Origin of the sequence: Cryobacterium sp. TMT2-10 (assembly GCF_004403075.1) — a bacterium.
In the GTDB taxonomy this organism is placed as follows: Bacteria; Actinomycetota; Actinomycetes; order Actinomycetales; family Microbacteriaceae; genus Cryobacterium; species Cryobacterium shii.
On sequence record NZ_SOGW01000110.1, the window covers coordinates 4,512 to 19,294 of the forward strand.

The 14,783-nt window shown below is 70.7% G+C and carries 12 protein-coding genes and 1 pseudogene; 6 read left to right on the top strand and 7 right to left on the bottom strand.

The window, feature by feature from the left end; all coding sequences use genetic code 11:
- Positions 1-59: 59 nt before the first annotated feature.
- From E3T37_RS13860 to E3T37_RS13880, 5 genes are all read right to left on the bottom strand, one after another.
- On the bottom strand, positions 60-1,031 hold the full coding sequence (locus tag E3T37_RS13860; RefSeq protein ID WP_134367778.1) for an ABC transporter permease: 972 nt from the start codon (positions 1,029-1,031) through the stop codon (positions 60-62).
- A gap of 17 nt (positions 1,032-1,048) precedes the next feature.
- Positions 1,049-2,557, bottom strand: a complete 1,509-nt coding sequence (locus E3T37_RS13865) for a sugar ABC transporter ATP-binding protein (RefSeq protein WP_134367780.1) — start codon at positions 2,555-2,557, stop codon at positions 1,049-1,051.
- Position 2,558: 1 nt separating this feature from the next.
- A complete protein-coding gene (locus tag E3T37_RS13870) occupies positions 2,559-3,593 on the bottom strand; it encodes a LacI family DNA-binding transcriptional regulator (protein ID WP_134367782.1) in 1,035 nt (344 codons plus the stop codon).
- Between the two features lie 141 nt (positions 3,594-3,734).
- The gene (locus E3T37_RS13875; protein WP_134367784.1) at positions 3,735-5,282 is read right to left on the bottom strand and encodes a GGDEF domain-containing protein; all 1,548 of its coding nucleotides are present in this window, start codon (positions 5,280-5,282) and stop codon (positions 3,735-3,737) included.
- 186 nt (positions 5,283-5,468) lie between these two features.
- The gene (locus tag E3T37_RS13880; RefSeq protein WP_134367786.1) at positions 5,469-6,311 is read right to left on the bottom strand and encodes an SDR family NAD(P)-dependent oxidoreductase; all 843 of its coding nucleotides are present in this window, start codon (positions 6,309-6,311) and stop codon (positions 5,469-5,471) included.
- A gap of 139 nt (positions 6,312-6,450) precedes the next feature.
- Here E3T37_RS13880 and E3T37_RS13885 point away from each other — a divergent pair, with 139 nt between their 5' ends.
- On the top strand, positions 6,451-7,065 hold the full coding sequence (locus E3T37_RS13885) for a hypothetical protein (protein WP_134367788.1): 615 nt from the start codon (positions 6,451-6,453) through the stop codon (positions 7,063-7,065).
- 247 nt (positions 7,066-7,312) lie between these two features.
- A pseudogene (locus E3T37_RS13890) lies at positions 7,313-8,114 on the top strand (2,3-bisphosphoglycerate-dependent phosphoglycerate mutase).
- Here E3T37_RS13890 and E3T37_RS13895 read toward each other — a convergent pair.
- Positions 8,111-9,313 (bottom strand): glycerate kinase, encoded by a 1,203-nt coding sequence (locus tag E3T37_RS13895; protein WP_134367790.1) that lies wholly within the window; start codon positions 9,311-9,313, stop codon positions 8,111-8,113. The pseudogene E3T37_RS13890 and the gene E3T37_RS13895 sit on opposite strands and share 4 nt — an antisense overlap.
- Before the next feature lie 74 nt (positions 9,314-9,387).
- Between E3T37_RS13895 and E3T37_RS13900 the strand changes: the two genes are divergently transcribed.
- The gene (locus E3T37_RS13900) at positions 9,388-10,380 is read left to right on the top strand and encodes an LLM class F420-dependent oxidoreductase (protein ID WP_134367792.1); all 993 of its coding nucleotides are present in this window, start codon (positions 9,388-9,390) and stop codon (positions 10,378-10,380) included.
- Positions 10,381-10,517: 137 nt separating this feature from the next.
- Positions 10,518-11,783, top strand: a complete 1,266-nt coding sequence (locus E3T37_RS13905) for a class I SAM-dependent methyltransferase (RefSeq protein WP_134367794.1) — start codon at positions 10,518-10,520, stop codon at positions 11,781-11,783.
- A 28-nt stretch (positions 11,784-11,811) separates the two neighbouring features.
- On the opposite strand, the gene E3T37_RS13910 is transcribed toward E3T37_RS13905, so the two are convergent.
- Positions 11,812-12,240, bottom strand: a complete 429-nt coding sequence (locus E3T37_RS13910; RefSeq protein WP_134367795.1) for a DUF1622 domain-containing protein — start codon at positions 12,238-12,240, stop codon at positions 11,812-11,814.
- A 404-nt stretch (positions 12,241-12,644) separates the two neighbouring features.
- On the opposite strand from E3T37_RS13910, the gene E3T37_RS13915 reads away from it, so the two are divergent.
- Both E3T37_RS13915 and E3T37_RS13920 read left to right on the top strand, forming a co-directional pair.
- Positions 12,645-14,024 (top strand): DUF6421 family protein, encoded by a 1,380-nt coding sequence (locus E3T37_RS13915; RefSeq protein WP_134367797.1) that lies wholly within the window; start codon positions 12,645-12,647, stop codon positions 14,022-14,024.
- A gap of 4 nt (positions 14,025-14,028) precedes the next feature.
- Positions 14,029-14,748: an SDR family oxidoreductase gene (locus E3T37_RS13920; RefSeq protein ID WP_134367799.1), complete on the top strand. Its 720-nt coding sequence runs from the start codon at positions 14,029-14,031 to the stop codon at positions 14,746-14,748.
- The last annotated feature ends 35 nt before the right edge of the window (positions 14,749-14,783 follow it).

Sequence of the window (14,783 nt, forward strand, 5' to 3'; positions counted from 1 at the left end):
TTGGTGTAGTTGGTGTAGTTGGTGTAGTTGGTGTAGTTGGGTGGTGCGGGGTGAGAGGGTCAGCTGTTGCGGGTCTTGCGGCGCAACACGTCGACTCCGACGGCGAGGGCGATGACGAGGCCGATCACGACCTGCTGCCAGAACGAGGTGACGTTGAGCAGGTTGAGGCCGTTGCGGATGACGACGAGCACCAGGGCGCCGACGAAGGTGCCGGAGATCTTGCCGAGGCCACCCGAGAGGGACGCACCGCCGATGACGACCGCGGCGATGGCGTCGAGCTCGTAGCCGGCCGCCGCCTGGGGCTGGGCGGAGTCGAGGCGGCCGGCCAGCAGCAATCCGGCGAGGGCTGCGAAGAGGCCGGCCAGGGCGAACACGGTGACGAGGATGCGCTTGACGGGCAGTCCGGACAGCCGCGCCGCCTCGGCGTTGCCGCCGACGGCGTACATGGAGCGGCCGATCACGGTGCGGTTGAGCAGGAACGAGGCAACCAGGGCCGCGAGCACGAGGATCACGATCGGCATCGGCACGGGTCCGATGTTGCCGCCGAGGAAGGAGACCTCCGCGGCGGTCTTGATCGGGCGGCCGTCCGAGATGACGAGGGTCAGGCCGCGGGCGACGCTGAGCATGGCGAGGGTGGCGATGAAGGAGGGCAGCTTGCCGTAGGCGTTGGCCAGTCCGTTGATGGTCCCGGCCAGGAGACCGACCGCCAGGCCGCCCAGGAGGGCGAGCCAGCCGGGGAGGCCGCCGCTGGCGAAGAGCCAGCCGGACGACATGGCCGACAGGGCCGCCACGGCGCCCACCGACAGGTCGATCCCGCCCGCGACGATGACGAAAGTCATACCGAAGGCCAGCACGGCCACGGTCGACACCTGGATGCCGATGTTGAGCAGGTTCTGCGCGGTCAGGAAGTCGGGGGTCGCGATGAACAGGGCGATGCAGAGAACGACGAGGCCGACGAGGGCGCCGTTGTTGGCGAGGAACTTCTTGTAGTTGAAGCTTCGGCGCTTCGCCGGCAGGATTGTGGTGGACATGGTGTGCTTCCCTATCTCTAATCGTTCTGCTCGTCGACATCGCGGGCGGCGAGTGTCATGACTGCGTCTTGGGTGGCTTCGGCCGCGGTGAGCTCGCCCGCGATCCGGCCGTCGCGCATCACGAGGATGCGGTCGCTCATGCCGAGAATCTCGGGCAACTCGCTGGAGACCATCAGGATGGCTCCCCCGGCCGCCGTGATGGCGTTCATCAGTTCGTAGATCTCGACCTTGGCGCCCACGTCGACGCCGCGGGTGGGCTCGTCAAGCAGCAGCACCGTGGAAGCGGCGATGATCCAGCGGCCGAACACGGCCTTCTGCTGGTTACCGCCGGAGAGAGCGCGGATCGGCTGGTCGATGGTGTGCATCCGGATGCGCAGCTTCTTGGCCACTTCCGAGGCCCGGCGGCGCTGGCCGGTGAAGTCGACCAGCCCCATCCTGGCGGTGGACGCGAGGGTGGCGTAGCCGAGGTTGTCGTTGACGGATGCGTCGAGCACCAGCCCCTCTCCCTTGCGGTCCTCGGGCACGTGCCCGATGCCCGCGGCGATGGCCGCCGGGATGCTGCCGTGGGGCAGGACCTGTCCGCGCACCGCGACGGAGCCGGAGGAGTAGTTGTCGACCCCGGCGATGGCCCGGATCAGTTCGGTGCGGCCGGCTCCGACCAGCCCGGCGATGCTGAGCACCTCGCCGGCCTTGACGGTGAAGCTGATGTCGTCGAACTTTCCGGCCGAGGTGAGCTTCTCGACCCGGAGGATCTCGGCGGCCTCGCCCGAATGTCCGGCAACGCGCGGGAACTGGTCCTCGATGCTGCGGCCGACCATGAGTTTGACGAGGTCGGCTTCGGGCGTGGACGCGGGCACTTCGGCGATGAATTCGCCGTCGCGCAGCACGGTGACGGTGTCACCGACCTCGGCGATCTCGTCGAGGTGGTGGCTGATGAACAGCATCCCCACTCCGCGGCGGCGCAGGTCCGCCATCACGGCGAACAGGCTTTCGGTCTCGTGGCGGGTCAGGGCGGCGGTGGGCTCGTCCAGAATCAGGATGCGGGCATTGATGCTCAGGGCCTTGGCGATTTCGACCAGTTGCTGCTGGGCGATGCCCAGCTCGCCGACCAGGGTGTCGACGTCGACGTCGAGCCCGATCAGGGCGAGGGCGGCGCGCGCCCGGTTGCGCAGGGCGCTGCGGTCGACCATGCCGTGTTTGGTGGGCGTGCGTCCGAGCATGACGTTCTCGGCGATGCTCATCGTGGACACCAGGTTGAGTTCCTGGTGGATGGTGGCGATTCCGAGCTCCTCGGCGGCCCGGGTCGTGGGCAGGACGACCGTCTTCCCGTCGACGACGATGTGACCGGCGTCGGGTTGGTACACGCCCGCCATCATCTTGATCAGGGTGGACTTGCCGGCGCCGTTCTCGCCGAGCAGCACCTGCACCTGGCCGGCGTAGACGCTGACGGTGACGTCTTTGATGACCGTCACCGGGCCGAAGCTTTTGCCCACGTTCTGCAGGGTGACCAGTGGTTCTTGACTCATTTCAGTTCTTCCTCGGGCGGAGCCCGGCTGAGGGGGAGATGGGCGACGACGATGAGGCCCGGATGATGAGTTCGCTGGGCAGCACCACCGATTCCGGGGTACCGCCGGCGATGACCTGCAGGAGCATCTCGACGGCCAATCGGCCCATGTCTTCGACGCTGTGGGAGATGACGCTGAGTGCGGGGTTGAGCAGGGCGAACCACTCGACGTCGTCGAAGGCGATCATCGCGATGTCCGTGCCGATACGCAAGCCCCGCTTGTGCAGGATGGCGAGGGCGCCCACGGCCATCAGGCTGTCCGCGGCCAGCAGGGCGGTGGGCGGCTCGTCGAGGTCGAGCAGCGCATGCACGCCCGCCGAGCCGCTCGCCGCCTGGAAGTCACCGAAGTAGACGAGTTCGGGGTCCTGGCTGAGCCCGGTGTCCGCCACGGCAGAGGTGAAGGCCGCGAACCGCTCCCGACCGGTCGAGGTGGCTTGCGGGCCCGAGATGTACCCGATCCGGGTATGACCGACGGATGAGAGGTGCTCGACGGCCTGGCGGATGCCGGCCTCACTGTCGGTCGTCACGCTCGGCACATCGATGCCGTCCACCGTGCGGTCGACGAACACCGTGGGGATCTCCCGCTCGATCAGGGAGGCGATGCTGCCGCTGCCGTCGCCGAGCGGCGCCACGATGATGCCGTCCACCCGGCGAGAGATCAGGGTGTCCAGGTAGCGGTCCTGCTGTTCCTTGCGCTCATTGGCGTTGCCGAGCAGGGTGACGTACCCCTCGGAGAGCGCGGCCTGCTCGACGGTGTGGGCGAGGTCGGCGAAGAACGGGTTGCGAACATCCGACACCAGCAGGCCGATGGAATCGCTGCGGGTGGAGCGCAGTGCCCGCGCCTGGGCGTTGGGCCGGTAGTCCAGCTCGGTGATGGCCGCGGCCACCCTGGCCCGCGCCCCGGGCGAGGTGGCCGGGTTGCCGGAAAGCACACGGGACGCGGTGGCCGCCGAGACGCCGGCCAGCGACGCCACATCCTTGATCGTGATCTCCGCCATCGTGTCACCCCTTTGTGTTCATGGAATCGTTTCCATGGAATCGATTCCATACTAGATCGCGAGGTGAGCGAATGTCAATGCGTGCCGCCCTGCGAGCCGCAACGGGCCGACCCCTGCCGGGCGGAGAACCGACCCGGCCGATCAGGCCTGGGGCGCGAGGCCCCGGTCCGCGTTAAGCAGCCCGAGGGCGAAGTACTCGACCCGGTTCTTGCCCTGCGCCTTGGCGGCGTACATCGCCACGTCGGCCCGGTGCACCAAACCCTCGACGCCGACCCCGGGGATCGCCGTCGCGACGCCGATGCTGGCGCCGACCCGCACGGAGCGCCCGCCTGCACCGCCGCCGATCGGGAAGGGTGCGTGGATGGCCGCCACCATCCGCTCGGCCACCGCGGCCGCGGCCTCCGGGGTCGTGTCCCGCAGCAGCACCGCGAACTCGTCGCCGCCGAGTCGGGCGCAGAGGTCCGTCGGACGGGTGCAGCGCAGCAGCCGGGCTGCCACATCCACCAGCAGGGCATCGCCGGCGCCGTGACCTAAGGCGTCGTTGACGTCCTTGAAGTCGTCCAGGTCGAGGAACAGCACCTGCGTTTCATGCGAACCGGCCTCGGCGATCGTCTCGGCCAACCCGGCCAGGAACGACGATCGGTTGTCGAGCAGGGTCAGCGAGTCGGTGCGGGCCAGCATCGTCAGGTCCCGGTGGGCGTCGCTGGTGCGGATCGCCAGGGCCACCTGGGCGACGAGGCCCCGCACCGACAAGAGAACCTCGGCGGGCATCCGTCTGGGGGCGCCGACCAGCAGCCAGCCGCGGTGATCGCGGCCCTCGAAAGCCAGGCACTCCCACATCACGGGCGTTCCGACGGCGGCGTTGAGGGGTGCCGGGTCGAGGATGCGCGCGTAGGCGGACCCCGGCCGGGTGAACAGCACGTCGGCCGCCAGCCGGGTCGGCGCCGTGCGGAAGGTGCCGGCGGTTCCGTCCACTCTGAGGTCAGAGCCTTCCGCAACCACTCTGAGCAGGCGCAGCCCGGGAGCGGCGGCGCATAAATCGGTCGAGGCATCCCAGGCCAGGGCGATGATCGCGTCAGGGTCTACCGCGCCGAGCAACTGGGCACCGGTCTCGGCCAGAACCCGGTCGCGGCCGATGCTCTGGTCCCGGGCCACGAGGGATTTGCCCAGCTGCCGGGCGATGGCCACGGTGACGAAGAGGGCGGGAAGCACCGCCGAGTAGATGCCGGGATCGATTCCGAACTCGGTCCCGAACAGCAGCGGCCACAGCCCGAAGGGCAACCCCAGAGCGGCCGCATAGAGGCAGACCCGGAGCAGCGCCTGCCAGGCGGAGCCGTACAGGCTGCGAAACCACAGGGCCCCGAACACGACAATCACCACGGCCCCGGGCTGGGGTGAGGCGAGCGCGATGCCGATGAGCGCCGCCGCATCGACGATGTCCAGCCCGACGGGGGCACTCCCGCGGCGATAGCCGAAGATCCAGGAGGCAGTGAGCATCAGCGCAGCGGCCGGGCCCAGGATCATCAGGCCGCCGCGGGCGCCGAGGAGCACGCCGGGAACGGTGAGCGCCGCCGAGACCACGGCCAGCCAGAGGAAGAGCCAACGGACGCCGTCCGCGACGCCCCGGGGCCGCGCCGCGGCAATCGGGCGGGCCCGATCGAGCACGAGGCCGTGCGCCGCTGCGTCCATGCTTTCAACGTAGGCGACGGCCGCCGCCGTGTCCCCCTAAACGAGGACCCCAGTTCGGGGGCAGGCGGGCGCCGGGTGCCGGTCGCCCGCCATCCCTCTCGCACCGCCAGTGCGTCCATTCCGGTCGAGAGTGCCCGTTGCGCCGGTCACACTCGACCGGAACGGTCACACTCGGCGGGCCTGTGGCTAGGGCCGGGGACGTCCGGTGAACGCGTCCATCGACCGGTAGACGCCGAATACCCGGCCCGCAACGGCGTCCCAGAGCGGCAGCGGCAGCACTCCGCGCACCACGGTGGAGAGCCCGACCGTCCACGGCATCGTGAGCATCGGACGGCCGGCGAGCATCGCCCGCCACACCCGGTCGACCACGTGATCCGGGGTCATCAGCGGAGTCAGCAGCGGCCCGCGGGCCCCCTCGAACATGCCGGTGGAGATGTAGCTCGGGCTCACGGTGGTGACCTTCACGTGGCCGTACCTCTGCTGCACCAGTTCGAGGCGCAGCGAGTCGCTCCAGCCGATCAGGGCCGCCTTGGACGCCGCGTACACGCTCATCCGCGGGTTGGACAGCAGCCCCGCCGCCGAGGCGACGTTCACGATCCGGGACTCCCGGCCCGGGTTGTTCATCATCATCGGCAGGAATTCCCGGGTGATGTACATGGGCGCGAGCGCGTTCACCTGCATGGTCGGCCGGGTGTCGTCACCGTTGTCGTGCTCCCAGAAGAAGGATCCGCGCACGATGCCGGCGTTGTTGATCACGATGTCCGGGTGTCCCACCTCGGTGCGCACCCGCTGGGCGGTCTGCGCAATCGCCCCCAGGTCGGCGATGTCCACGACGAAGGGGGCCACGAGGGTGCGGCCGGCCGATCGCTCGGTCAGGATGGCGGCGGTCACGGCGAGCGCCGCGGCATCACGGTCCCAGAGGATCACGGCCTCGGCGCCCTCGGCCACGGCCCGCTCCGCGTAGAGGCGGCCCATGCCCATGGCTGCGCCGGTGATCAGCACGCGGGCTCCGGAAACGGTTCGAGTCATGGACCAATCATCCCAAGAAGGGCGGACCCGCGTCTTACGCCGGGCGCCGGCTCGGCGCTGATCCGCATTCCAGCGGCTACTCAGCGACGGATGGGATCGTAGAGATCCCCGACTCAGCACCCGAGCCAAGGAGCACACCATGGGATTCTTCGACCGACTCTTCGGAACCGAACCGCAGGCGCAACGCGAGCAGCGGCCCCGCCCACCCCAGCGCACCGACGACGAGATCGCCGTGGAGCGTTACCAGTACCTGCTGCGCACGGCGCCGCCCGAGACGATCGAGCAGGTGCACACGGAGGCGTTCAGCAAACTCACCGATGAGCAGCGGGACCTCCTCTTCCGCCAGCTCAGCGAGAGCGTCGGCGCGAGCGAACGCCCGGCGAACGCCGAGCCGGCCGCGCTGGCTCAGGCGGCCACCCGGGCGGAACTGCGGCAGCCCGGCACCCTCGCCCGCAGCTTCGGCAACCAGGGCGGCTCGGGCCAGGGCGGCCCGAGCTTCGGCAGCATGGTCGGCAGCTCCCTGCTCGGCACCGTCGCCGGCTACGTGATCGGTTCCGCGCTGGTGAGCGCCTTCCTGCCCATGGATTCCGGTTCGACGGATGCCTCCGGCGACTCGGGCGATTCCGGCGGAGGCGACTCCGGTGGAGACTCCGGCGGCGGCGACGGCGACGCGAGCGGCGGTGCCTCGGGCGGCGGAGATTTCGGCGGTGACTTCGGCGGCGGCGGAGACTTCGGCGGTGACTTCGGCTTCTGAGCCACCCGCCCCTCCACCCGCCCACGCGACTTCCCCCTGCCCCCTGCCGCGAGTGCGGGTGAATCGTCGGTTTGGACGCCCCATACCGACGATTCACCCGCACTCGTGGCCGGACGGCGGACCCGGCGGGACGACTGCCGTGCCGGGACAGTGGCGGGGCTGTAACCTGAGGATTCGCGGTGGAATGGCGTCGCGACGGCGTGTGCCGCGGCATCCGTCGGCTGAGACTGGAACAGGGCTGGTCATCGTGCGCGAAGCCGGGGTGTTGATCCTGCTGCGGCACGGCGAGAGCACCGCGAATGCCGCCGGGCTGTTCACTGGGTGTGCTCGATGCGCCGCTGTCGGAGCAGGGCATCCGCGAGGCGCACGCCGCCACCGCCCTGCTCAACCTCGCGCTGGCGGGCGAGCTCCTGCCCGGTTCCGGCGCCGGCGCCGGCGCCGACCCGCCCCCGGTCACCCTCCTCACCTCGACGCTGGCGCGCGCGCGGCAGACCGCCGACATCGTGGCCGCCGGGCTGGCCCTCCCGCCGGCCGGCTGCGACGCCGACTGGCGGCTTAATGAGCGCAATTACGGCGCCCTGACCGGCCGATCCAAGGACGATGTGCGGGCGGAGTTCGGCGAGGAACAGTTCGTGGCCTGGCGCCGCTCCGTCGACGCGGCCCCGCCGCCGATGAGTGACGCTCTCTACGACGAATTCGCCCGCTCGGCCCTGTTCCGCGGCCTGCCGCCGGCGGCCCTGACCCGCACCGAGGCGTTGAGCGAGGTGATCGAGCGGGTCGGCGCCGTCCTCGAAGAGCGAGTCGACCCGCTGCTGGCCCGCGGCCAGACGGTGCTCGTGATCGCGCACGGCAACTCGCTGCGCGCCCTGTGCGCGGTTCTCGACGGCCTGGACGACCAGCAGATCCGCGACCTGAACCTGCCCACCGGGCATCCGCTGGTCTACCGGTTCGACTCCGCCGACCGGCCCAACCCGGCCGGCGGCCGGTATCTCGACGCCGTGACCGCGCTGGCGGCGGCGGTCAGGCTCGCGAGCGAGGGCGGAACCTAGCGCGCTGCAGGCTCGTCCGTCCCGAGGGGATCCCCGCTCGCGCCGCCTCCCGGGCGCGCGCTGCCTGAGGCGCGGAGCGCCAGGAGGCGGCAGACCGTCGCGACCGCCCGCTCGAGGTTCCTCGGGCCGTCCCGAAGCGCCTGCGACAGGTCGCTGATCCCCGCCACGATCGGCACCAGAACGCTGAACCCGTGGTCGTACAGCGCCTCGGCGCCGTCGCCGATCCGGCCGGCGAACGCGATCACCGGCACATCCGCACGTGCGGCGACCTCGGCCACCCCGAGCGGGGCCTTGCCGCGGAGGGTCTGGGCATCGACGCTGCCCTCGCCGGTGAAGACGTAGTCCGCCCCGTCCAGACGCACGGCGAGGCCGGCCGCCTGCATCACCACCTCGATGCCGCGCCGCATCCGGCAGTCGAAGCAGCCCAGGAAGGCCGCGCCGAGACCGCCCGCCGCGCCGGCCCCGGACTCCCCGGCGACGTCGTATCCGGTGGTCTCGGCCAGCACCCGGGCGTAGACGGTGAGGGCCGCGTCGAGTTCGCGCACCATCACCTCGTCCGCGCCCTTCTGCGGGCCGAAGACGGCGGCGGCCCCCTCCGCGCCGAGCAGCGGGTTGGTCACGTCGCTCGCGATCTCGAACGTCGCGTCGAACAGGCGCGGGTCGAATCCGGCCAGGTCGATCCGGGCCAGCCGTGCCAGGGCGGCGCCCCCGCCGGGAAGGTCCCGGCCGTTTGCGTCGAGCAGACGCGCGCCGAGGGCGTGCAGCATCCCGGCGCCGCCGTCGGTGGTCGCCGATCCGCCCAGCCCGATCACGAACCGGCGGGCGCCCCGGTCCAGCGCATCGGTGATCAGCTGCCCCACGCCGAAGGTACTGGCGTTCCGCGGGTCGCGGTCGGCCGGGTCGATGAGCTGGATGCCCGCGGCCGCCGCGATCTCGATGATCGCCAGCCGTTCGTCGGCGACGTAGCCGTACCGGGCGACCCTCGGCCGGCCGAGCGCATCCAGGGCCTTCGCCACGATCAGGGCGCCGCCACGGGCGGCGACGAGCGCGTCAACGGTCCCCTCGCCGCCGTCCGCCATCGGCAGACCCACACACTCGGCGTCGGGGAACACGGTCCGGATGCCCCGTTCCATGGCGGCGACGGCCTCGGCCGCGGACATGGACTCCTTGAACGAGTCGGGGGCCAGAACGAACTTCATGAAACGATCCTCCCGGTCACGGATGCCCGCCGCAAACCGGACCGGGCGGCGGCGCGGCGCGTAGGCTCGAATCCATGCGATTCGGACTCTTCATACCCCAGGGCTGGCGTCACGATCTGGTCGGCATCGACCCGGCCGAGCAGTGGGCCGCCATGAGCGGCCTCGCGGCGCACGCCGACGCTGGCGACTGGGAGTCGATCTGGGTGTACGACCACTTCCACACCGTGCCGGTGCCCAGCGAAGAGGCCACCCACGAAGCCTGGACCCTGATGAGCGCGTTCGCCGCGACCACCTCCCGGGTTCGACTCGGCCAGATGTGCACCTGCATCAGCTACCGCAATCCCGCCTACCTGGCGAAGGTGGCCTCGACCATCGACATCATCTCCGGCGGACGGGTCGAGATGGGCATCGGCGCCGGCTGGTACGAGCACGAGTGGCGCGCCTATGGCTACGGCTTCCCGCGCGCCGGCGAGCGCCTGGCCCGCCTCGACGAGGGTGTGCAGATCATGCGCCAGGCCTGGACGACCGGGAAGGCCACCCTCGACGGGCAGCACTATCAGGTGGACGGCGCCATCGTGCGGCCGCTCCCGCTGCAGGACGGCGGCATCCCGATCTGGATCGCCGGCGGCGGCGAGAAGGTCACCCTGAAGATCGCGGCGAAGTACGCGGACTACACCAACTTCGACGGCTCGCCCGAGGGTTTCACGCACAAGAGCGACCTGCTCCAGGCGCACTGCGCCGCCGTCGGCACCGACTTCGACGCGATCACCCGCTCCGCGAACTACAACACCGTGATCGGGGCCACCGAGGCCGAGGTCGCCGAGCGTCTCGACGCCATCCAGGCCCGGGTCACGCCCTACCTCGGCGAGTCCCGCGCGGAGGAGTTCATGGCCGAGTACCGCAGCGGCACCGCCCAGGGCGTCGGCACGCCCGAGCAGGTCGCCCGGCGCCTGCAGGGCATGAAGGAGCGTGGCCTCGGCTACGCCATCCACTACTTCCCCGAGGCGGCCTACGACCGCTCCGGCATCGAGCTGTTCGAGCGCGAGGTCATGCCCGCGCTGCGCTAGCCGTTCTTCCCACGGCGTCCGCCCGTCCGCCCGTCCGCCCAACGAATTCGCCGCTTCCGGTCGAGTTCGACCGGCACACCACTCGAACTCGACCGCAACTGTCGAACTCGGCGCATCAGAGCGCGAGGATGGAACCCATGAGCACCATCAGGAACAGCAACACCAGCAACACCGGCAACACCGGCAACTCCAACAACACCGGCGACGCCGGGCATCCGTCGCCGACGATCGGCGCACCGGCAAGCGCCACCGCAAGCGCCACCGCCCGCATCGCCTGGCAGGAGTCCGGGCATCCCCGGTCGGCCCTGTGGCGCTCGGAGAGCGGCTGGGCCCCGTTGAAACGCGTCGTGATCGCCGACGACACGATGACCGCGGATGCCGCCTACCGCCTCGCGCAGAACGGCACCGGCATGCTCTGGCGCGGCGACTTCCTGGGCGCCCGCCAGTTGCTCAGCGCCCTCGGCCGCCGGGTCGACCGCGGCCGGCAGACGCCCGCGACCGACCTGGCCTCCGCGTTCCGACGCTACCGGTCGGAGGCCCTGCGCCGCGCGCAGTTGCTGGCCCTGGTCCTGGTCCCGTTGGACGCCGACTACACGGTGCCGCTGCGCCGCGCCCCCGATGTGCGGCAGGCCTGCACCGAGACCTACGGTCCGGCCACGGATGCCTCGGTGACCCCCCTGCGCGAGCTGCTCGGCGTGATCGGGGCGCATGAGTGGCGCACGACCGGCGTCGACGTCCCCGCGCTCGGTGCGCGCATCCACCCCCACTACGGCGTCTTCTCCCCCGTGCGCGGCGAATACCTCGACCTGGTGAACACGGCCCCGCTCCCGGACGCCGCCGCCGGCCCCACCGGCACCGCGTTCGACATCGGCACCGGTACCGGCGTGCTCGCGGCCGTGCTCGCGCGCCGCGGCATCGCTCACGTGGTCGGCACCGACCAGGAGCCGAGGGCCCTGGCCTGCGCGCGTGAGAACATAACCCGGCTCGGGCTGGCCGGTTCGGTCGACATCGTCGAAGCCGACCTGTTCCCCGCCGGGCGCGCCGACCTGGTGGTCTGCAACCCGCCGTGGATCCCCGCCTCGGCCGTCACCGCCACCGACTTCGCCGTCTACGACCCGGACAGCCGGATGCTGCGGGGTTTCCTGGCCGGACTGGCAGACCACCTCGCGCCCGCCGGCGAGGGCTGGCTCGTCCTCTCCGACATCGCCGAGCACCTGGGCCTCCGCTCCCGCGGCGCCCTGCTCGACCTGATCGAGGACGCCGGCCTGGCGGTCGTGGCCCGGCTGGACACCAAGCCGGTGCACCGCCGCGCCGCCGACACGGCCGACCCCCTGCACGCGGCCCGGTCGAAGGAAACGACCTCGCTCTGGCGGCTGACGGCGGCCTCCCCGACGGATTCCTGACCCGACTCAGCTGCTTGATCTGCTTGAGTCAGCTGAGCGGATGCGCGGCAGCGCCGCCCGCATCCGTGCCCGTGCCTGCGCTCGTTGCCGTTGCCGTTCCCTTGCCCGCGGCCAGACGCCAGCGGGACCAGGGCCAGACGCCGTCCATCTCCACCTCGAGCGAGAAGCTGAGCAGCACCCGGATCACCACGATGGCGCCCAGCACCAGCACGCTCTGCGGGGTCGGATCGACGAGGATCGTGCGGATGATGTCGGCGATGATCAGCACCTCGAGGCCGAGCAGGATGGCCCGGCCGAGGTTGCGGCGCAGCCCGGTGTAGGCGCCCGGCCGGGTGTCGGCCCGCAGCACCGCCGGCACCGCGGCGATGACCGCGGCCGCACCACCGAGCACCATGATGGCCGCACCGGCAGCCTCGACGACCCGGATGACCACGGCGATCACCTGCTCAAAGTCCATCGGCCGCGCTCCTCGCTGTGTGGTTGTTGTGACGATACCGCGCGCCGGTCGGGCCTGTCGACATCGGCGGCTGCCGATCCATCGCCCGGCAGCGACGGCGCAGCGCCGCCGCATCCGTCATGCCCGAACTCAAACGCCGCAACCGGGCCCGAGAGTCGCCGTCGCCACCCAGCGTCGCCGTCGGGACGGCGTCATTCGGCGCAATCGGCGACACTCGCCACGGGACGTCCGCACCGAACGGTGATTTTCGTCGCGGTGATGCCGGCAAAGCGGCGATTCGTTGCGAGAAGTCGCAAGAAAACACCGGCCAGCTCCCGATACTCTGGACGATGGCGCCGATGCTGGCGCCGCCGCACCATCACCAAAGCCGCGACCGCGGCACTCACGAAGGACGGGAGGTTCCCATGTCGAATTATGTTGCGCAAGACGCACTGGTCGGAGAGCCCGAGGTTCTCGAGGATGTCGCCACCCACCCGGCCTGGCTCCGCCTCAAGTCCGCCGCCACGGCGCTCCAGGCCGGCCAGGTTCAGGACGGCTCGATCCCGAACGCCGACGCCCACACGGATGCCGAGGCCCACGTCGACGTGATCATCGCGGCCATCGACGAACTCACGCCGCTGTTCCCGCACGACGCCGCCTACCTCGCGGCCTCGGTCCGGGACTTCGAGCGCTGGCGCAGCGAGGGCTTCGGCCTGCCGGACTTCTACGACTCCCTGATGGCGTTCCAGCCGCAGCAGCACCGGGCCGACGGCATCCGTCACCTGGTCGTGTTCCCGATGTACACGCAGAACGGCAGCTCGAACCGGCTGGTCGAGGCCGTGCTGATCGAGGTCATCTGGCCGGAATTCATCGACGAGCTGGAGCAGGAATACACCAACAAACTGTTCGTGCCGATTCGGTTCCTCGATTTCACGCCCGGCTACGACACCAACTCGGCCGTCCTGTTCCCCGAGACGGTCGCGATGCGCGAGATTCCCACCTTCACCTGGGGTGCGATTTTCGCCGACCGCGAGGCTGCCCGGTTCCGCCGGGTCGTGCGCGCGGCCGCCGAGATCACGCGACTCGAACTGCCGGAGGACGCCGCCGCGCTGCTCGACGACCAGCACCTGACCGAGGAAATGTTCGTCATGTGGGACCTCATCCACGACCGCACGCACATGCGCGGCGACCTGCCGTTCGACCCGTTCATGATCAAGCAGCGGATGCCGTTCTTTCTCTACTCCCTCGAGGAGCTGCGCTGCGACCTGACCGCGTTCCGCGAATCGGTCACGATCGAACGGGACGAGAGCGCCAGCCCGGAGGCGCGCCGGCACGCGAAACTGGTGCAGTACGGCGTGATCTTCGACCGGATCTTCCGGTTCTCGATCACCGGCAGCCGGGTGCGCAACTACGACGGCCTCGGAGGTCAACTGTTGTTCGCGTGGATGCATCAGCACCACGTGCTGCACTGGACCGACACGGCCCTCACCTTCGACTGGGACGGTGTCCCCGACGTGGTGATCGCGCTCGGCAAGCAGATCGACGACCTCTACTGGGCGTCGATCGACCGGCCGAAGAAGTCGCACTGGCTGGCCGCCTACGACATGATCGCGAAGACCCTCACGCCCAACCCGGCGTCGCAGTGGTCCCGCGGTCTGCCGCTGGAGGTGCTCGCCGGCTCGCCGAAGGGGTACACCGACCTGGTCCTGGACGACGAGTTCCCGCTGTCGATGTTCTTCGAGGCGCTCGACAAGAAGATGAAGTCCGTGATCGAGTCGACGGCCGGGCTCACCGGGCGTGACTGACAGCATGGGCGCAACCGAGCGGCCGGCGCCCGACGCCGGCCGCTCGGTTGACGCCGCAAGCCGCGCCGCTGCTGGCCGCACCGTGCTCATCGCCGGTGCGACCAGCGCGGCCGGTCGCGCGGTGGCGTCCGCACTGACGGATGCCGGCGCGCGCGTGATCGCGGTCGGCTCCAACGCCGAGCGCCTGCAGACGATGCAAAGTGACCTGCCCGGCCTGCTCACGTACCGCTGTGATCTCGCCGATTTCGCGGCCGTCACCGCCCTGGCCGACGCCGTTCGGGCCGACGCCGGCCCGATCGACGGCCTGATCCACCTCGTCGGCGGCTGGCGCGGCGGCGGCGGCCTGGTCGGCCAGACCGACGCGGACTGGGACTTCCTGCACGCCCACGTCGTCACCACCCTGCGCAACACCACCCGCGCCTTCAACGACGACCTGCTCGCCTCCCCGGCCGGCCGGCTGGCGATCGTCTCGTCGGTGTCGGTCGACAAACCGGCCCCCGGCGGCGCGAACTATGCCGCAGCGAAGGCCGCGGCCGAGACCTGGACCCGCGCGGTCGGCCAGGGCTTCGCGAAGGCGGGCACGGATGCCGCGGCGGTCATCTTCGTCGTGCGGGCCCTCGACGGGCTCGAAGGCCGGCTCGCGGCCGCGGTCGCGGGCCTCTGGGACGTGCCGGCGGCATCCGTCAACAACACCCGGGTTCTCCTGGCCCCGCCCGCCGCCTGACCGGTCGCCGGCAGTCCGCGGCGCGCTAACGTGGT